An 18,265-nucleotide genomic window follows, 5' to 3' on the forward strand; every position below is an offset into this window, starting at 1 on the left:
CCGGCAATCGCCGTCTCAGCTCTCCGGCAGCTCGACGCCGCGCATGCGCAGCCAGTCTTCCATCTGGTCCACCTCACGCTGCTGTTCGGCCAGGATGTGACGGGCAAGGTCGAGGATCTCCGCGTCGCCGCCGGCTTCGAGCTGGATGAGGGCCATGTCGATGGCGCCCTGGTGGTGGGGGATCATGCCGAGGACGAAGGCGACGTCCGGGTCGGGATGGGCGATGCCGGTCATCATCGCCTCGTGCATGCCGGCCATCGAGGCCGCGTAGGCGCCGGCGAGGTCTTCGCCTGTGGCGGCGGCTTCCGTCCCGGCCTGGGGCCGGGCGTTCATGGCCGGGGGGCCGTGGGGGTGCTCGGCCGAGAAGCTGTGCGTCGCGCGCTCGGCCTGAAGCTCGGCCATCGTCCGGGCATCGGCGCCGTAGAAGCCCGCGTGCAGGCCCCAGTAGCCGGCGACGAACAGCACCATCGCCGCGCCAAGCCCCGCGGGCACCCCGGCGAGCGCGCCGCGCAGCCTCGGCAGGACGTGCAGGTCGCGGCCCGGGTCGGCGAAGATGACCACGATGATTGCCATGATCAGCGCGTGGCCGATCAGGTCGATCCGGCCGAACGGGTAGACCGCGGTGATGAAGATCACCAGCAGCGCCAGCGCCGACAGGCGCCGCACCAGCGGCGTCCAGAGCAGACCGAAGCCCAGCGTGAACTCGGCGACGCCGGCCATCGGAATAAAGGCATCGCGGGCGATGCCGAAGGTCAGGAACGGCTTCTCCTCCACCAGCGGATGGAACCATTCGGGGTAGGCGAACTTCTCGAGGCTCGACCACATCAGCGCGATCGCCACGCCCCAGCGCAGCACCGCGAAGCGCTTCGCCCGCCAGTCCGGCCGGTCGGAGGCGGCGAGGACGAGGTAGGCCGCGACCGCGACGCCGAGGGCGAGGTAGTCGAGCAGGTGGAACAGGTCGTAATCGCGCAGGGCCAGCAGCCACAGCCCGATGATGCCTGCTGCCGAGAGCGGCATCGTGCGGCGCCAGATCACGCCGACCGCGATCAGCAGCTGCATCCACGACACCCATTCCGACGGCGTCGCCAGGTCGGGCGTGAGGTAGACGCCGCCGACCGAAAAGATGGCCACGAAGAAGCCCGCGATGACGATGCGCAGGAAGCCGTCGATCCCGTTCCAGAGTGGCGCGCTGGCCCGGTCCATTGCGGCCAACGCCTGCTCGCCGGCCGGGCGCCGCTCCACGAGGCGGGTCGCGAGGAAGAAGGCCAGCACCAGCACCAGTCCGGTCCAGAACCATGGATCGGCGAGGGTGCGGGCAATCGGCGCGGGTGCGGCGTCGACGATGTAGGGCGCGAACCACTTCACGTGCGCCGTGGCGATCCCGGGCCACGCTGCGAAAACGAGCGCGGCGGGCAGGAGCGCAGCGCGATCAAGAGGGAGGGACATTGCTTGGGTCTCCAATGGTGATGACAGTCGACGCCATAACGGAGGCGCCGTGAGGGAAGGGGCGCTCAGCCTTGCAGCGTCGCGAGATACTCGCCGAGGGCGGCGAGCGCGGCGGGCGTCGGCGTCAGGATGCCGTCGCCGCTGTCGAACGGGATCAGGGTGCCGCCGAGCGCGTCGCCGAACTCGGGCATGACGAGGTCCGGATCGTCGGCGCGGCGATAGCCGTCGATGTGCGACATCGCCTGCGCCATCGGAAAAGCACCGTCCGGGTCCGTCAGCCGCGTCAGGTCGGTCGGCGCGCGGGGCAGCCCGTCGGCCAGCGGACCGTCGCCGCGCCCGCCGTCGCCGTGGCAGCTGGCGCAGTTGGCCCGGTAGAGCGCCCGGCCATCGACCGCCCCCTCTGTCGGCGCCTGCGGGGCGCAGGCCGCGACAAGCAGGAAAGTGGCGATGAGCGCTCGGGTCATGGTCGTTTCTCCAGTCGATTTGCGGGCGGTCCGTTCGGCCGCTGCCCGGGTTTCGCCGGAGCGCTCGGGGCGCGCCTTGATCTGGATCAAGGTCGGAGAGGAATTTGCGGGACATGATCCGGGCACACGCTTGCACAGGAGTTTGCCATGCCCCGCGGAACGCTCGCCGTCATCGCAACCGACACCTCTTCCGACCGGGAAACCGTCGCCGCCGCCGTCCGAATAGCCGAAGCCGAGGACGCGCATCTGGACATCCACGGCCTCGGGATTGAGATGGTCCTGCCCGAGGCGTACGTCTCCGGGGCTGCCGGGGTCTTGGCCCGGCCCGACCTGGCGGCCGCCGAAAAGCGCGTCGAAGACCTCGAGGCGGAGCTGCAGATGCTGGCGCCCACGACTCGCGCGGAGGTCCAGGTGCATCGGCATGTGGTTCTGCAGGATGCGCTGGCGAGCAAGGTCGTCGAGCTCCTGCGCTTTGCCGATCGCGCTGTTCTGACAGCGCCGTCTCCCGGTGAGCCGCTCGACCAGCTCCAGTTGGTCGAGAGCGCGCTGTTCGCGGGACGGTGCCCGGCGGTGGTGCTGCCGACCGACCCGCTACCTGCCGCCGCGCCGCGGCCCGAGCGGGTCGTGCTGGCCTGGGATGACAGCGATCCCGCGCTCGCGGCCGCCCGGGCAGCCCTGCCGCTCATGCGGCGTGCTGGCGGGGTCGAAGTGGTGCTGGTCGATCCGCCCGCACAGGCGCGGGACCGCTCCGATCCCGGCGGCGCGATCGCGCAGTTCCTTGCCCGTCACGGCCTTCGCGTCGAGGTGACGGTGCTGGCCCGCACGCGCCGCCGCATCTCCGATGTGCTGCGCCGCCACGTGCTGGAGACGGGCGCCGACGCGCTCGTCATGGGGGCGTGGGGTCACTCCCGGCTACGGGAGGCGGTCTTCGGCGGCACCACCCGCGACCTGCTCGCCGATCCGCCGGTCCCGCTCTGGCTCGCTCGCTGACGCGCCCGGTCAGGCCGCCTCGCCGATCTCCGCGGCGAGGTGGTCGATGTCGGGCAGGGCGAGGGCGCGGCCGGGACCGAGCACCAGCAGCCCGTCCCGCGCCAGCGCACCAAGCTGACGGCTCACCGTCTCCAGCGTCAGGCCGAGGCAGTTGGCCATCGCCTCGCGTGTCAGCGGAAAGTCGAGCCGCAGCGGCTGGCCCGCGCGCCCGCGACCGGGCGTCAGCGCGGTCTGCCGCCGCGCCACGGTCCAGAGCAGGCTCGCGACCCGCTCCCGCGCGGTCTGCCGCCCCAGCACCGACATCCAGGCCCGCGCCGCGTCGAGTTCGTCGAGCGTCATCTCCAGCAGCCGGCTGGTCAGGTGGGGGCTGTCCGCCAGCAGCCGCTCGAACGGCTTGCGCCGGAAGCAGCAGAGCGTGACCTCGCCCGCCGCGCTGGCGTCGAAGGCCACGGTTTCGCGCCCCGGCCGGCCGAGGAAGTCCGACGGCAGCAACAGCCCGACCGTCTGCGCCCGCCCGTCCTCGAGCGTCTGCGACAGCACCACCACCCCCGACACCACCGAGGCCACCACCTCGGCCGGATCGCCCGCCCAGGCGATCGGCTGCCCGGCCGGGAAGCGGCGGTAGAACTTCACCGCTTCCAGCTGCTCGAGTTCGTCATCGTCGCAGCGGGCACAGACGGCGCGGTGCCGGATGCCGCACTCGGCACAGGAGGGGGGTGGGCCTGAAGCAGTCATGGCAGTCTCCGCACGCGCCGGTCTCAGATGCCGCCACTCTAGCAGCCGTCCAGGTTCTCGATAGACGCGCTGTCGTCGCAGCTCGGGAGTGGCGACGAACCGAGGGGCAGCAGCTCTCCAAGGCGTGGTCGGTGGTCCCGCGCGGGCGGTGCTCGACGTCGATCTCCCCGTCGAGCCGCCTGCTCAGGTCCAGCTCAGGATCGCCAGCGGGTCAGAGGTCGATGCGCAGACCGTCATGGCCCACGATCAGCGCGCCATCGTAGTGGCCTGCGACGGCGTCGTGCCAATCCTGCGGCCCGTAGGACGGATCGTCGGAGGGGATGAGGTGCGACAGGGCGAGACGGGTCGCACCGGCCCTCGTCGCCGTCTGCGCGACGTCGTGGGCGGAGGTGTGCGAGCGGAGCAAGTGCTGCATCAGCTTTTCGGAGCCGTTCCCGACGCGCGCCGTCAGAGCCGGCAAGGCCGACTTCAGCATCGCCTCGTGGATCAGCAGATCAGCGCCGCGCGCGAAGTCTTCCAGTGCGGGCAGGGGCGCGGTGTCGCCGGAGAAGACGACGTGGACCCCGTCGGTCTTGAAGGACAGCGCGAAGGTGTCGACCAGCGGCGGATGCTCGGTGCGGAGGGCGGAGACGGCGACGCCGTTGCGCACCATCACATGGCCCGCGTCCATCACGTGAATCGCCACGAGATCGCGCAGGTCGGGCCGCCCCTCGTCCTCGATCCTCAGGTCGATGTCGGCCCGCATGGAGGCCAGAAACGCCTGCCAGTAGGCGTCGACACCCGCAGGCCCATAGACATCGACTCGGGTCTTCAGGCCCGCGGTCCAGGCCGTGTGCAGGAGGGGGCCGAGTTCGAGGTAATGGTCCGAATGCAGGTGCGTGATGAAGATGAGGGACAGGTCGCGCAGCTGCATCCCCTGGTCGACGAGGCCCCGGGACACGCCGAGGCCGCAATCCACAACGATCTGTTCGCCCTCCAGGCAAAGCAGGTTCGACGTCGGCATGGAGGAGCCGGGGCGGATCGCGGGGCCGCCCTTGGTGCCCAGAAGGACCACGTAATTTTGCGTCATGTCGGGGTTCTCCGGTGACGGTGGGACCAGCGGCGAGCGCGCGGTTCAAGCTGGTGCGTAGCATGCCGCCGTGCTGGCAGGCGAGCCGGCCCGACCCATCCGCGCGGCGAGCCGCTTGACCCGCCAGTCACGCTGCGGCTTCGCTCGGCCGGTTGGCTGTCGGGCCTCGGGGCGGGCCAAGGCTACCTGTTGCGACGGAGGTCGGGGAGCGAGGGTCCGTTCACTCGAGAGCCCGCACTGGCGGAACCGACGGGTGGAGCTCTCACCCGTCGCAGCGCGCCATGAGGGCTTCGGCGGTGAAGAGGTCGAGGTGGCCGCCGCCGACGTTCTTGCAGACGGTGACCTCGTCCTGGTCGCTCCGGCCGGGATGGCCGCCCTGCACGAGTTCGTAGAAGTCGGCGCGGATGTCGGACCAGTCCAGAAGGCCGTTCCCGACCGGCTGCGCGAGATCGCCTGCGCCCTCCATTCCGTTTCGGGTATCGACGAACAGCGTGCCGCGCGACATCGCCCTGTCGTCGGCCTCGCGCATGTCGGGGCGGTAGGCTCCGACGAGGTCGAGGTGGCAACCGGGCTTCAGCAGGTCGCCGCGCACCAGCGGAGTGGTCGACATCGTGACGCAGGAGATGACGTCTGCCTCGGAGGTGGCGGCGTCGAGATCCTCGGTGGCGGTGACGGTCACGTTTTCGAGCTCGGTGCCCCCCGCCAGGCGGCGGGCGCGCTCGGCGGTCCGGTTCCAAACCAGCACGCGGCGGATCGAGGGCCGCGCGGCGCAGTGGGCCGCCAGCACGTGCGGGGCGAGCCCGCCGGCCCCGACGACCAGCAGGACCTCGCTGTCGCGCCGCGCCAGCAGGGCCGCGCCGAGCCCGGAGACGGCGGCGGTCTTGCGGAAGGTCATCGCCTCGCCATCGGCCACGAAGCGCGGCGCGCCGGTGTCGGGGTCGAAGCCCGCGACGATGCCCTGCACGCTGGCCTGCGGCGGGTCGAGGTCGCGGTTGCCGGGGAAGACGCCGACGAGCTTGGCGGCGATGGCGCTCTCGGCCTTCCAGCCGAGCAGGCTGACGAACTGGTTGCCGCTGCCGGCGGGATCGTCGGCGAGCAGGTGGTCGCCGTAGGGATGCTCGGAGAGATGCGCGCGGCGCAGGGCCTCGATCAGGTAGGGGTAGTCGAGCAGGCGGTGCACCTCCTCGGCGGAAAACAGTTTCATGGGACGATCCTGGGTCAGGTCCGGATGGAGAAGGTGATGAGGTGGGTCGGGGTGACCAGCCTGGAGAAGGCGAGCGGGTGGCCATCGGCGGCGAACAGCGTCTTGTCGACGAGGTAGACGGGCTGCGTGGAATTGATCGCCAGGTGCTGGCGCTGGGTCGTCGTCGGGAAGCCGACGTTCATCACCCGCTCGGCGGAGGCGGGCTGCGGCGCGCCCTCGCTGCGCAGCGTGGCGAAGAGCGGCGCGCCACGGCCGACCTGCGCGACGACGTCGCCTGGGAGGGCGGGGTCGAGATAGAGCGATTCCAGCGTCAGGGGCCGTTCGTCCAGCAGGATCAGGCGGTCGATGCGGGTGGCGCTTGGTGTCTTCAGTGCGGCCAGCGCCTCCGGCGTCCGCGCCTCCTCGACGATCTCGAGGATCTCGTGGACCACGCGGTGCTCGCCCTCGAACGCCTCCGAGAAGCCCGAAAGCGAGACCAGCGTCTGCTGCAGCTTCTTGCGGGCCACGATGGTGCCCCGACCCTGCTGGCGCACCAGCAGGCCCTCGTCGCAAAGCTCCTTGACCGCGCGGCGCACGGTTATGCGGCTCACGCCCATCTCCGCGCAGAGGTCGGGCTCCGGCGGCAGGAAGTCGCCTTCCCTGAGCGCGCCGGCGGTGATGCGCGCCGACAGCCGCTGCTTGACCTGGGCATAGAGCGGGGCGAGCTTGTCATAGGCTTCCACGATACTCGCCCCTTGTCCCTAGTAGTCGTCCAGCTTCTTCATGTAGCGCCGCGCCTCGAGCATCTCGTGGCCGCGAAGGTCGGCGATCTTATAGGCAAAGCGCCAGAGCGTGTCGAAGAAGATCAGCGGAACGAGGTTGCCGCGCAGGGCGGGATCGATCCCGGACAGGTCCAGCGTCTCGGCGTCGAGGACCATGATGTTCTCGGCCGATCCGAACCGGGTCAGGAAGGTTTCGGCGCGCTCTTCCAGCGCGCGGGTGCTGTCGAGGCCCTTGAAGAGGATGAAGGCGCTGTCCTCGTCGAGAACCTCGAATGGGCCGTGCAGGAACTCGTTGGCGTGGATGGCCTGCGAGTTGATCCACTGCATTTCCATCAGCACGCAGATGGCGAAGGAGTAGGCCGCACCGTAGCTCGCCCCGCTGGCCATGGTGTAGATGACATCCTTGCGGGCCAGGCGCGGAGCGTAGTCGTCGAACAGCGGAGCGAAGGTTTCCTGCGCCTTGTCGATGGCCGTCTGGAGGTTGCCGAGCGAGGCCAGCAACGCGTCGATCTGGGTGTTGCCGTCGAAGGCGCGGGCGAGGCCCAGCACCAGCTGGTAGAGGCGCGCGTAGTTGCTGTTCTTGGCGTCGATCGGAACGCCCGTCGTGTAGGGGGCCTCGAAATCGACGACGTGGTCGCCCGCCTGCGCGAGCGGCGAATCCGTGTCGGTGGTGAGCACGATGGTGCGCGCGCCGGTCTCGCGGGCGAATCGCGTGGCGGCGACGGTTTCGCGCGTCGTCCCGGTCATCGAGCAGAGGATCACGAGGCTCTGCGGCGTCAGGCGGCGTGGCTTGCGGCTGGTGAACTCGGCCGCGTTGTAGACGTCCGACGGCAAGCTCGCCGAGGCCTGGTCAAGCATGAACTTCGCCGGGTGCATGATCGAGAGCGAGCCGCCGCACGCAACGAAGAAGACGTGGTCGATCCGGCTGGCGGTCGCGGCGTCGAGGGCGCTGGACACGCCCGGGTCGAGGGAAACTGGGGGCACTGCAAATTCTCCGTTGCGGTATGACGTTATATAACGTATTACAGATGGCAGCCGGAGGAGGTCAAGCCGTAAGGCGCTCGCCGGGGGAGGGTTTGGAAGTTGCGTGAGAAAGGTCCCGCAATGCGTGAGGAGCATATGTCGACGCCGCGTGTCGTCACCTTCGGGGACAATGTGGTCGACTGCTATGTGGGCCGGGGCGAGATGTATCCGGGCGGAAACGCCGTGAACGTGGCGGCCCATCTCTCCCGGTTCGGTGCCAGGGCCGCCTATTGCGGTGCCGTCGGCGACGACCCGGCGGGCCGGCATGTACGCGACAGCCTCCGGGACGCGGGCGTGGAGACGACGCGCCTTCGCATGGGCGGCGGTCCCACCGCGTTCTGCCTGATCGGCCACGAGGAGGGCGATCGCGTCTTCCTCGGTGCCGACCTCGGCGTGTCGATCATCGCGCCGGAGGCGGAGGATCTTTCCGCCATCGCGCAGGGCGATGCCGTCCACACCGGGCGCTCGAGCCGGATCGAGCCTCACCTCGCCGATCTCGCGGAGCGTGCGCGCCTCTCCTACGACTTCGCCGTCGTCCGCGACGCCGACCGGATCGGGCGGATCGCACCGCTCTGCTTCCTCGCCAGCTTCTCCGGCGGAGACCTGTCGGACGGCGAGGCGGAAGAGCTCGCGCGCTCGGCCCGGGAGGCCGGTGCCGACTGGGTGCTCGTCACGCTCGGCGGCAGGGGCGCCCTGCTCGCGGGGCCGGGCGGGATGCACCGCGCCGAGGCCGTCGCCGCCGACCTCGTCGACACGCTGGGCGCCGGCGACACGTTCATCGCGCGCGTGCTCTTCGGGCTTCTGACGGAAGAGGCGCCCGAGACCTTGCTGCGCGCGGCAGCTCGGGAGGCCGCGCAGACCTGCAGCCGCTACGGCGGCTTCGGCCCCGCAGCGCCCATCGCCGTGGATCGCTCCCGCGCGAAATCCCTGAGCGAGATATACAGCACCGAGACAACGGTGCGGGCCTGATCAACGACTTAACCAACCGGAGGAACTGATGACCAAACTTAACACCCGCACGGGCCTCGCCGCCCTTCTGAGCCTCGGAGCCGCGCTCGCCGGCACGACCGCGCTGGCGCAGGACGTCACCCTGCGCATCGCGTCGGTCAACCCGCCCACGGCGCTCTCGGTGCAGATCGCCGAGCAGGTGGCGGAGCGCGTCACCGAGCGCACCGAGGGGCGGATCGCCTTCCAGGTCTTCCCCTCGGCGCAGCTGGGCACGACCACCGACTCGCTGGAACAGGCCAGCCAGGGCCAGCCGGTGATCACCTTCACCTCGGCCTCCTTCATGAGCCAGTTCGGCGTGCCCGAGCTCGCCGCCGTCGAGGGCCCGTTCGTCATCGAGAACGCCGAAGAGGGCGAGCGGCTCGCCAGTTCTGACCTGATGACCGGGTACTACGACCAGCTGGCCGAGGAGTCCGGAATCCGGGTCCTGGCGCTCAACTGGTTCGATGGCGCCCGCCACATGATCGGCAAGGAGCCCTACGTCGAGCCGACCGATCTCGAGGGGGTGCGCATGCGCGTCCCGCCGGTGGAAACCTGGCTCAAGACCTTCGAGCCGCTGGGTGTCGTGGCCACCACCGTCGAGGCGGCGGAGACCTATTCCGCGCTCGCGCAGGGCGTGGTCGAGGCGGCGGAAGCGCCGATCACGGGGCTCAGCGCCTCGAAGTGGTACGAGGCGGCGCAGGAGATCACCCTGACCGGCCACTTCAACCTCTTCCTCGGCTGGGTCACGTCCGAGGAGGTCATGCAGAGCCTCTCGGAGGAGGATTACGCCATCCTCGTAGAGGAATTCCGCCGCGGCGGGCGCGAGCTGACCGAGCAGTCCATTGAGCTCGAGACCTCGATCCGCGAAGAATTCGAAGCGGCCGGCGTCACCTTCCACGACGCCAACATCGCAGCCTACCGCGATGCCACGGCAAGCTTCTGGGACGCCTGGCCCGAGGGCTTCTACGACGAGCTGCGCGCCGCTGCCGGCGAGTGACGCGGCAAGGGCTCCGGGGCGCATCGCGCCGTCCCGGGGCCTCGCACATCGAGGATCGGCCATGCGCCCTCTGTCTTACCTTCTCACGTTTCTGGGGTCCGTCGTGCCGGCGGTGCTGCTCGGGGTGATCCTCATGGTGGTCAGCGCCGACGTCTTCATGCGGCTGGTGCTCAGGGATTCGCTTCACATCGCCCATGACCTCGCCATCGTGGCGCTGGCGGGCGTGGTGTGGTTCGGCATCGTCGGCACCGCGCGCGAGCGCGAGCTCTTCGGCATCAAGGTGCTGACCGACAGGTTGCCGCACAGGTGGCGGATCGCGGTCGGCGTGGCGGTGGACCTGCTGGTCATCCTCATCGCGGCGCAGGTGCTGCGCGCGGCCGTGATCCAGGTGGAGACGGCGCGCTTCACGCGCTTCGTCGCGCTGGGTTGGCCGAAGTGGATCGTCTCGGCCGGGCTGGCCGCCGCGATGGCGGCGCTGATCGTCGTGCAGCTGCTGCACCTGTGGCGCCTGTTCCGGGGGAGCAAGAATGACTGAAGCCGCGCTGACCTTCCTGCTGCTGCTCGTCTCCGGCGTTCCCATCGCCTTCACGATCCTCGGCGCCTCGGTCGTGTACTTCGCGCTCAACCCGATGATGGCCTCCATCGTCGCGCAGCGGATGTCGTCCTCGCTCGAGAGCTTCCCGCTCCTCGCCGTGCCGTTCTTCATCGTCGCCGGCGCCGCCATGGCGCGGGGCGGCATCGCCCGCCGGCTCTACCACCTCGCCGACGGCATGGTGGGCCACTGGTGGGGCGGGCTGGCGCAGGTGGCGGTGATGAACTCGCTGTTCCTCGGGGCGATGTCCGGCTCGGCCAACGCCGACGCCGCCATCGACGCCCGCACCATCGCGCCGATCATGCGCGAGCGCGGCTACTCGAACGGGTTCGCCTCGGTGGTCAGCGCGACCTCGGGAGCCATCGCGCCGATCATGCCGCCCTCCATCGGGCTGATCATCTACGGGCTGCTGACCGACACATCGATCGGCAAGCTGTTCATCGGCGGCATCGTTCCGGCGATGCTCATCACGCTGGCGCTGATGCTGACCGTGCGGGGCACCGCCCGGGCGCGCGGCTACGCGCCCGAGCGCGATCACCGGTTGCCGACGCCGCAGATCCTCGGGCGGGCCCGCGCCGCGCTCTGGGCGCTGGCGATGCCGGTGCTGCTGATCGTCGGACTGCGCGGTGGCTGGTTCACGCCCACCGAGCTGGGCGCCATCGCGGCAGTCTATGCCTTCGTCGTCGGGCTGTTCATCTATCGCGGCCTGCACTGGTCCGAGACCTACGACCTGCTCAGGGAGTCCGCCCGGACCACCGCCAACGTCCTCTTCATCATCGCCGCCGCCGCCGTGTTCTCGCTGGTGCTCGCGCTCGAGCAGGTGCCGCAGCAGATGGTCGGCCACCTGCTCGCGCTGTCGGACAACAAGATCGTGGTCCTGCTCGCCATCAACCTGCTCCTGCTCGTCCTCGGCACCCTGCTCGAGGGGCTCGCGCTGATGATCATCCTCGTGCCGATCCTGCTGGAAGTGACGCGCGCGCTCGGAATCGATCCGGTGCATTTCGGGATCGTGCTGGTCTTCAACACGACCATCGGTTCGGTGACGCCGCCGGTCGGGACGGTGCTCTTCACCGTCTGTTCGCTGACGAAGTGCTCCATCGAGGAGTTCACCCGCGAATCCGTGCCGTTCATCGCGGCGCTCGTCGGGGTGCTGCTGCTGCTGACCTTCGTGCCGCCGCTGGTCACGTTCCTGCCGAACCTGTTGTTCTGAGGGAGGAGGGCTTGATGCAGCGCGATGCCAATCCCGGCCTCTGGCCGATCAGCAACCCCCACGCGATCCGTACGCGGCCTCTCGCGAGCGACGACGACGTCGATCTGGCCATCGTCGGCGGCGGCATCACCGGCTGCGTCGCGGCGCTGGAGGCGGCGCGGCGCGGCGCGAAGGTGACGCTCCTCGAGGCCGACACCGTGGCCCATGGCGGATCGGGCCGCAGTGTCGGGCTGGTCAATGCGGGGCTCTGGCTGCCGCCCGAAGCCGTGACCGCCCGGCTCGGCGAGGCCGCGGGACTTCGGCTTCTGTCCTGCCTCGCCGAGGGGCCGAGCCAAGTCTTCGAGCTGATCTCGCGCGAAGGCATAAGCTGCGAGGCGACGCGCGCCGGCACGCTCCACCTGGCCCACAGCGCCGCCGGCCTGCGCGAGCTGCGCGAGCGGCACCGGCAGGGGCTGGCGCTCGGCGCGCCGCTGCAGTTGCTGAACGCCGAGGCGACCCGTCGGGAGACCGGCTCGGCAGCCTTCCACGGCGCCCTGCTCGATCCGCGCGCCGGCACAATCCAGCCGCTGGCCTACTGCATGGGGCTGGCCGCGGCGGCGCAGCGCGCGGGGGCGACGATCCACGAGAGGTCGCGCGTCGGGCACATCGACCGGCGCGACGGACGCTGGCACGTCGCGGCGAACGGGCGGCGCCTGCGCGCCGGTGCGCTGCTGGTGGCGACCAACGCCTACGGTCACGGTCTCGACGGCGTGCCGGCGCCCAGCCATGCGACGGTCGCGTTCAGCCAGTTCGCCACCCCTCCGCTGCCCGAGCAATTGCGGGGCGAAATCCTGCCCACCGGCAAAGGTTGCTGGGACACCGCGACCGTCATGAGCTCCTTCCGCACCGACCAGTCCGGCCGGTTGATCCTCGGCGGGATCGGCGACCTGCAGGGGCCGGGCCGGCGCATCCACGAAAGCTGGGCGCGGCGGAAGCTGCGCGAGGTCTACCCGGCCCTCGCCGACATCGGCTTCGCCTACCGCTGGCAGGGCCGGATCGCCATGACGGCGGATCATATCCCCAAGGTGGTCCGGTTCGGCCCCGACGCCTGTTCCATCTTCGGCTATTCCGGCCGGGGGATCGCGCCGGGCACGCTCTTCGGCACCGCCGCGGTGCAGGCACTGCTCGACGGCGATCCGTCTGCTTTCCCGATCGCGCCGCAGACCCGCTACGCCGAGCGCTTCACGCAGACCCGGTCCGCCTACTACGAGTTCGGCGCGTCAGCGCTGCACGCGGTGTCGTCGCTCAAGCTGCCTGCGTGAGCGCCCGGCCTGGTCAGGGCCAGATGACGAAGACGTAGGCGACGTAGCCCGCGAGCAGCAGGGCGCCCTCCCGCCGCGAAATGCGCAGGCCCGTCCAGGCCACGGCGACGAGCAGGACGGAGACGGCGAGCATCACGAGGTTGTCGAAGCTGACGATCTCCTGCGGGACCGGGCCGGGCGCCATCAGCGCGGTGATCCCGGCGATGCCGAGCAGGTTGTAGATGTTGGAGCCGACGATGTTGCCGAAGGCGACGTCGCCCTGCCGCTTCAGCCCGGCGACGACCGAGGTCACCAGCTCCGGCATCGACGTGCCAAGGGCGACGATGGTGAGCCCGATCACCGTTTCCGAGATCCCGAAGCCCCGGGCGAGGGAAACGGCGCCGTCGACGAGGAACTTGCCGCCCAGCACCACGAGCGCGAGGCCCCCCAGCGCGATCAGGGCCGAGACCAGCAGCGGCTTTCGGGGCAAAGCGGAGGGCACGGTGGCGGGGTCGGTCTCCTGCAGCGCGAGGTTCTTGTCGTAGAGCGCGCCGTGATCCGCCCGCGACTGCGCGCGCTCCTGGCGGAACGTCATGTAGACGTAGAGGGCCAGCGCAAGCACGAAGGCCGCGCCCAACGCACGGCTCAGCGGAAAAAGCGCCGCCGCGCCGGCGAACACCACCGCGACCGCCAGCATGGTCGCCCCGTCGCGCTTCAGCGAGGCGGAGGTGACCGCGATGGGAAACAGCAGCGCGGCGATGCCGCCGATGAGCAGGATGTTGGCGATGTTGGAGCCGACGACGTTGCCGTAGGCGATCCCCGGCGCGCCGGCCAGGGCGGCCTGCACCGAGGTGACGAGCTCGGGCGTTGAGGTGCCGAAGCCCACCAGCGTCAGCCCGATCACGAGCGGCGACACCCCGAGCGCGGTCGCCACCTGCACCGCGCCCCGCACCAGCAACTCGCCCCCCGCGATCAGCAGCGCCAGTCCGCCGAGCAGCGGCAACCATACTTCCAGCATCATGATTATGTCCGTTCAGCGCAAAGTGGCGTCGATGGCGATGACCGCCGGCTTGCCCGGGCCCGACGGCTCGATGACGATCTGTCCGTTGAGGATGTCCTGCCCGGTGAAATGGACGCTGCGTTCTTCGCCGACGTCGCGGTCGCGATCGATCTCGTAGCCGCCCGCGTCGAGAGCGGCTTCCCAGCGGGTGAGCAGGTCGGGGGCGTTCTCGCTGGTGGAGATCTTCACCATCCGGAAGAAGTCGCCGATGTCGCGCGAAGCGGTGACGTCGGCATCCGCCGGCATGTCGATCGCAGCCGGGAGCCAGTCGGGCACCACAGGGTCGGCTTGCGCAGCCGACGCGCCCAGAGGCACCAGCAAGAGGCAAAGTCTGACGAGCTGCATCGGAGTCCATCCCTGTGGCGCGAGTTGCATATCGTAGTGCGCATGGAGCAGATCAAGGCCGCGTTCCAGCGGCAATCGCGGCGGCGAGGCTGGTGAGCGCCTGTTGGCCCAGCACCCGGTCTCGCTGCCTGAGGAACCATTCCGTTAACCGCTAGTGCCGGGAGCAATCGGCTTGCCCACGCGGCCGTTCGGCACACTATTGGCGCATGCTGGACGCTTTCCGCCGATCGTGGCCCTTCGACTCCATCCTGCTGCCGCAGTTGGACCTGCTCGCCTCGGTGCTTTTGCTGCTGCTGCTCTGGGTCGCCCGGAAGATCGTCGTCAGATCGATCCGCGCGCGCCCGGAACTGGCGCCGCAACACCAGAGGCGGTTGATCACCTCGGCCCGCAACGTCTTCCTCCTGCTGCTGCTCATCGGCCTGGCGATGATCTGGGCGCCCCAGCTGCGCACCTTCGCGCTGTCCTTGACGGCCGTGGCCGTCGCCATCGTGGTCGCCACGAAGGAGCTCATCCTCTGCCTGTCCGGGGCAGTCCTCCGGGCGACCACGCGCGCCTTCTCGGTGGGCGACTGGATCGAGGTGGGCGAGACCCGGGGCGAGGTGACGGACCACACCCTGCTGGCGACGACACTCCAGGAGTTCGGCGCCGGTCCGAACGCCCAGGTTCCGACGGGCCGTACGATCACCGTCCCCAACAGCCTGCTGCTGACCGTCCCGGTGCGGAACCAGGCGGCCCTGCGCGGCTTCACCTACCACCATTTCGCGCTGACGTTCGATCCTGCGCCCCGGATCGACAGAGCTCACGGCCTCGTCTCGGAGATCGTCAGTAGGCACTACGATCCGTACCGCGACGAGGCCGCCCGAACCAACGCCGCGATCGAGCGGCGAACCCACAGCGATCTGCCCGACCCGGCGCCCCTGGTCCGGTTCAGAACCTCCGACCTCGGCAAGCTGCGCGTCGAGGTGACGCTTTTCTGCCCGGCGCACGCAGCCGAACAGCTCGAGAGCGACATCACGCTCGAGCTGCTTTCGGCGGTCGAAGCCGAAAGGAGGGCAGTGCCGGGTTCGGTGATACCGGCCGAGACGGCGGAGGGAGGCGGGAGGGCGAGCTGACGCTGTGCGATCTTGATCAAGTGTCAGGATAACGAAGTCGAGAGTGTGGCGAACGATCGATGCTCGGCTTCGTTGGTGGGGTCTACGACAGAGAGGATAACCAATGACCACCCGCTTCATGAATACCACCGCCGCTGCCGCACTCGCCGCCGCGATCGCAGCCCCCGCCGCCGCGCAGAACATGATCGACACGTCCGACGTCATGGTCGACGGCGCCGACGCCACCTTCTCCTCGGTGAGCATCGAGCAGGACGGTTACCTCGTCCTGCATACGATGCAGGATGGCGAAGTTGTCGTGCCGCAATCGATCGGCAGCACCCCGATCAGCGCCGGCGACAACAGCGATGTCACCGTGACCGCCGAATACCCGCTCGTCGAGGGCGAGAACTACGTCGCCATGCTCCACGTCGAGAGCAACGGCAATTCCACCTACGATTTCGGCCCCGGCAACACCGATGTCGACACGCCCGTCGTCGTCGACGGAGCCCCCGTCACGTCGAGCTTCGCGGGCTCGGGCACCATGATGGACGAGGCGAGCGCCGACGGCATGAACGACAATGCGATGGACGGCGACATGGCGATGGCCGACCTCGAGGCGCACATCGCCGGCTGGCCCGAGGCCTCGCAGAAGGCCGCGATGGAAATGTGGGACAAATACGGCGCGCCCGACGAGATGGCCGAGACGCTGCTGATCTGGCACGACACCGGCCCGTTCGTGCGCTCCTATGTCTACGGTGAAGCCATCGACCACGACTGGCCCGCGCCGCACCAGGACGTGCTGGAGCAGTTCATCCACTACGACGTGCCGGCCGACAAGTTCGACGAGCTCGCCATGTTCGACGGCAGCATCATCGCCGAGCGCACCCGGGCCGAAATGTCGGCGCGCTGCCACTCGGAGTTCGCCAACCTGATCGCGCTGAACCTCGGCAACGACGTCGTCACCGGCGAGAAGACGGTGGAAGAGGCCCGTGCCGCCTATGAGGAAGCGGTGCGCGAGCACATGGCCGGCAACAGCCCCGAGATCGCCCAGCGGCTGACGTTCGAGCCGGCGCAGCAGGACATCACCAACAGCGACGAGGCCGTGATCGACATGTGATCTCGCGCCACCGTCGCAACGAGAAAGGGCAGCCCGCGGGCTGCCCTTTCCTTTTGCACGGTCGGCTGGCCTCAAGCGAGGAACAGGCCGGCGATGTCGAGCACCTGCTGCTTGCTCAGCGGCTCGTCGTAGGCTTCCGAGGCATCGGCCGCGCCGACGAAGCGGGCGTTGTCGATGCCGAGCTGAACCGTCTGCCCCTCGCCGGCATAGACCGCCTGCGCCGCCGCCGGCAGCCCGGTGCGGCTGGAGCCCGAGATCCAGGGCAGTACGCCCCGCACCAGCCGCACCTGCGCGGCGTGGCGCGCCTCCACCGAGTGGATCTGCAGCGCCGTGGTGAGGCTGTTGGGATCGAGCATCAGGTTCGGCGCCTGGCCCTTGTAGGCCCGCACGCCGGTGTCCTCGAACGCCTGGCTCAGCGCCGCGAAGGTGTTGAAGTTCGAGAACACGTCGCCGAACCGTCCGCCGGCGGTGAAGTCGAACTGCGGCTTGGCGATGGCGTCCACGTCGAGCGCCGCCACGAGGGCGGCGACGTGCGCTGTCTCGTGCGCCGAGATCTGCTCGAACGTCGGGCGCCACTGCGCCGGGATCAGGTTCGGCTGGGCCAGCGCGGTGCGGTAATACTCGTCCTCGAGATATTCCAGCGTCAGCGCGAAGTTCAGCACGTCCTTGACCTGCTGCGGCAGCGGCGTGACCACGGTCTTCACCGCGGCGCAGCCGGCGAGCAGGACGGGGATCGTCGCGGCCGGGCCGAAGCGCTTGGCGGAGGCGAAGAGCACCTCACGGCGCGACAGGCGCTCGCCGAGATCGGGGTCGATGTCGTCGAGGATGCCCGGGGCGGGGGATTGAGTAGCGTCGGTCATGTCGATCTCCTCGCTCAGGGCAGCTGGTTGGCGCTGACGCGCGTGGCAATGAAGGGCGCGGCGGCAGCCAGCACCTCGGACGGCGGTAGCGCCTGGTCGAGCCCCAGCAGGTTGACCACGTCGTCGCCGGCGAAGTCGGCCGAGCCGGGGTTGAGCAGGGTGCGGATCGTCGCCGCGTGGCGCGCCTCGACCGACACGATCTTGCCCGCGAGCACGAGGATGTCGGGCGACTGGATCGCCGCACCGCCGCCGTTGTAGGCGGCGACGCCGAGGTCCTCGAAGGTGCGCGCGGTGGTGAGCACGCTCTGGCGCGAGGAAAAGTCGACGGCGGAGAAGTCCACCTGCAGGTCGGGGATCCGGTTCTCGCCGAGCGCGACGCGGAAGGTCTCCCGGTGCGCGATCTCGTGATCGCGCAGGTCGGCGAGGATGTCCCGCTCGGTGCGGGTCATGCCGGAATAGGGATTGTCGACGACCTGGGTGTAGTAGGCTGCCTCCAGTTGCTCGAGGGCGTAGGCGTAGTTGAGCACACCGGTATCGCCGCCGCCGAGATCCACCACGCCGTCGGCGCTGACGGTGGGGCCGCTGGCGGTCTGCGCCATCGCCTGCGTCAGCGTCAGGTCATGCAGCATGACGCCGGTTGCAGTGCCGAGCACGCCGAGCGTCGAGCCCCGCAGGAAGCCCCGGCGCGACGCGGATGCGGGCGCGGAGCTGGTTGAGCGGGAAGTTGTCCGAAACATCATTTTCTCCCTGTCGGATTTTCTTGGGACAGAGGGAAAGCGCGCGGGAACCTGCCGGGTTGCAGTAGGGTAAGCACATTCTTCTGCAAGATTGAGGAACATCAACGCAGCAAAAGCACATGATTACGGAGGTTCGTGTAGCAATTTCTGCGGGTCAGTCGAGCGTGAAGTCACGCTCAACCACCTGCTGAAGCTGTACAATATCGGCGCGAGGAAACGAGCGTGAACCCGCCGAGGCCTTCGATTGCTCTCATATCGCGAGCCGAGTGACGCCGCCCGAAATAGATGCGGTTGGGG

Annotated in this window: 19 protein-coding genes; 8 read left to right on the forward strand and 11 right to left on the reverse strand. The window is 69.4% G+C overall.

All coding sequences use genetic code 11. The annotated features are described in order from the left end of the window. Positions 1–15: 15 nt before the first annotated feature. Positions 16–1,446: a CopM family metallochaperone gene (gene copM, locus OG2516_RS16690; RefSeq protein ID WP_040616169.1), complete on the reverse strand. Its 1,431-nt coding sequence runs from the start codon at positions 1,444–1,446 to the stop codon at positions 16–18. Positions 1,447–1,511: 65 nt separating this feature from the next. Then, the gene (locus OG2516_RS16695; RefSeq protein WP_007256781.1) at positions 1,512–1,910 is read right to left on the reverse strand and encodes a cytochrome c; all 399 of its coding nucleotides are present in this window, start codon (positions 1,908–1,910) and stop codon (positions 1,512–1,514) included. A gap of 147 nt (positions 1,911–2,057) precedes the next feature. Here OG2516_RS16695 and OG2516_RS16700 point away from each other — a divergent pair, with 147 nt between their 5' ends. Further along, the gene (locus OG2516_RS16700) at positions 2,058–2,900 is read left to right on the forward strand and encodes a universal stress protein (RefSeq protein WP_007256782.1); all 843 of its coding nucleotides are present in this window, start codon (positions 2,058–2,060) and stop codon (positions 2,898–2,900) included. A gap of 9 nt (positions 2,901–2,909) precedes the next feature. Here OG2516_RS16700 and fnrL read toward each other — a convergent pair whose 3' ends face one another. The 5 genes from fnrL to OG2516_RS16725 all read right to left on the reverse strand — a co-directional run bounded on the left by fnrL (position 2,910) and on the right by OG2516_RS16725 (position 7,653). Continuing rightward, entirely contained in the window at positions 2,910–3,635 is a 726-nt protein-coding gene (gene fnrL, locus OG2516_RS16705; protein ID WP_040616171.1) for a transcriptional regulator FnrL, read from the reverse strand. Positions 3,636–3,846: 211 nt separating this feature from the next. Then, the gene (locus OG2516_RS16710) at positions 3,847–4,689 is read right to left on the reverse strand and encodes an MBL fold metallo-hydrolase (protein WP_245544334.1); all 843 of its coding nucleotides are present in this window, start codon (positions 4,687–4,689) and stop codon (positions 3,847–3,849) included. Positions 4,690–4,966: 277 nt separating this feature from the next. Then, positions 4,967–5,908, reverse strand: a complete 942-nt coding sequence (locus tag OG2516_RS16715) for an ornithine cyclodeaminase family protein (protein ID WP_007256785.1) — start codon at positions 5,906–5,908, stop codon at positions 4,967–4,969. A gap of 14 nt (positions 5,909–5,922) precedes the next feature. After that, entirely contained in the window at positions 5,923–6,630 is a 708-nt protein-coding gene (locus tag OG2516_RS16720; protein ID WP_007256786.1) for a GntR family transcriptional regulator, read from the reverse strand. An 18-nt stretch (positions 6,631–6,648) separates the two neighbouring features. Continuing rightward, on the reverse strand, positions 6,649–7,653 hold the full coding sequence (locus OG2516_RS16725; RefSeq protein ID WP_040616175.1) for an SIS domain-containing protein: 1,005 nt from the start codon (positions 7,651–7,653) through the stop codon (positions 6,649–6,651). 135 nt (positions 7,654–7,788) lie between these two features. On the opposite strand from OG2516_RS16725, the gene OG2516_RS16730 reads away from it, so the two are divergent. From OG2516_RS16730 to OG2516_RS16750, 5 genes are all read left to right on the forward strand, one after another. Further along, on the forward strand, positions 7,789–8,661 hold the full coding sequence (locus OG2516_RS16730) for a PfkB family carbohydrate kinase (protein WP_007256788.1): 873 nt from the start codon (positions 7,789–7,791) through the stop codon (positions 8,659–8,661). 28 nt (positions 8,662–8,689) lie between these two features. After that, on the forward strand, positions 8,690–9,676 hold the full coding sequence (dctP, locus tag OG2516_RS16735) for a TRAP transporter substrate-binding protein DctP (RefSeq protein WP_007256789.1): 987 nt from the start codon (positions 8,690–8,692) through the stop codon (positions 9,674–9,676). Between the two features lie 61 nt (positions 9,677–9,737). Continuing rightward, a complete protein-coding gene (locus OG2516_RS16740; RefSeq protein WP_007256790.1) occupies positions 9,738–10,211 on the forward strand; it encodes a TRAP transporter small permease in 474 nt (157 codons plus the stop codon). Next, positions 10,204–11,478, forward strand: a complete 1,275-nt coding sequence (locus tag OG2516_RS16745) for a TRAP transporter large permease (RefSeq protein ID WP_007256791.1) — start codon at positions 10,204–10,206, stop codon at positions 11,476–11,478. The genes OG2516_RS16740 and OG2516_RS16745 overlap by 8 nt, the downstream gene beginning before the upstream one ends. Before the next feature lie 14 nt (positions 11,479–11,492). Beyond that, complete coding sequence (locus OG2516_RS16750; protein WP_007256792.1) at positions 11,493–12,779, forward strand: NAD(P)/FAD-dependent oxidoreductase; 1,287 nt, start codon at positions 11,493–11,495, stop codon at positions 12,777–12,779. Positions 12,780–12,792: 13 nt separating this feature from the next. Here OG2516_RS16750 and OG2516_RS16755 read toward each other — a convergent pair whose 3' ends face one another. Both OG2516_RS16755 and OG2516_RS16760 read right to left on the reverse strand, forming a co-directional pair. After that, positions 12,793–13,776 carry a calcium/sodium antiporter gene (locus OG2516_RS16755; RefSeq protein WP_040616230.1) on the reverse strand — a complete coding sequence of 328 codons (984 nt, stop codon included), beginning with the start codon at positions 13,774–13,776 and terminating at the stop codon, positions 12,793–12,795. A gap of 15 nt (positions 13,777–13,791) precedes the next feature. Then, positions 13,792–14,163 carry a hypothetical protein gene (locus tag OG2516_RS16760; protein WP_156799416.1) on the reverse strand — a complete coding sequence of 124 codons (372 nt, stop codon included), beginning with the start codon at positions 14,161–14,163 and terminating at the stop codon, positions 13,792–13,794. A 206-nt stretch (positions 14,164–14,369) separates the two neighbouring features. Between OG2516_RS16760 and OG2516_RS16765 the strand changes: the two genes are divergently transcribed. Then, positions 14,370–15,275, forward strand: coding sequence for a mechanosensitive ion channel domain-containing protein (locus tag OG2516_RS16765; protein WP_007256795.1), 906 nt, complete (start codon positions 14,370–14,372; stop codon positions 15,273–15,275). 103 nt (positions 15,276–15,378) lie between these two features. Continuing rightward, the gene (locus tag OG2516_RS19765; protein WP_007256796.1) at positions 15,379–16,371 is read left to right on the forward strand and encodes a DUF7282 domain-containing protein; all 993 of its coding nucleotides are present in this window, start codon (positions 15,379–15,381) and stop codon (positions 16,369–16,371) included. Between the two features lie 71 nt (positions 16,372–16,442). On the opposite strand, the gene OG2516_RS16775 is transcribed toward OG2516_RS19765, so the two are convergent. Both OG2516_RS16775 and OG2516_RS16780 read right to left on the reverse strand, forming a co-directional pair. Further along, positions 16,443–17,231: a ferritin-like domain-containing protein gene (locus OG2516_RS16775; RefSeq protein ID WP_007256797.1), complete on the reverse strand. Its 789-nt coding sequence runs from the start codon at positions 17,229–17,231 to the stop codon at positions 16,443–16,445. Positions 17,232–17,245: 14 nt separating this feature from the next. Next, a complete protein-coding gene (locus tag OG2516_RS16780) occupies positions 17,246–17,860 on the reverse strand; it encodes a ferritin-like domain-containing protein (protein ID WP_007256798.1) in 615 nt (204 codons plus the stop codon). Positions 17,861–18,265 lie beyond the last annotated feature (405 nt).

This window comes from Oceanicola granulosus HTCC2516 (assembly GCF_000153305.1).
In the GTDB taxonomy this organism is placed as follows: Bacteria; Pseudomonadota; Alphaproteobacteria; order Rhodobacterales; family Rhodobacteraceae; genus Oceanicola; species Oceanicola granulosus.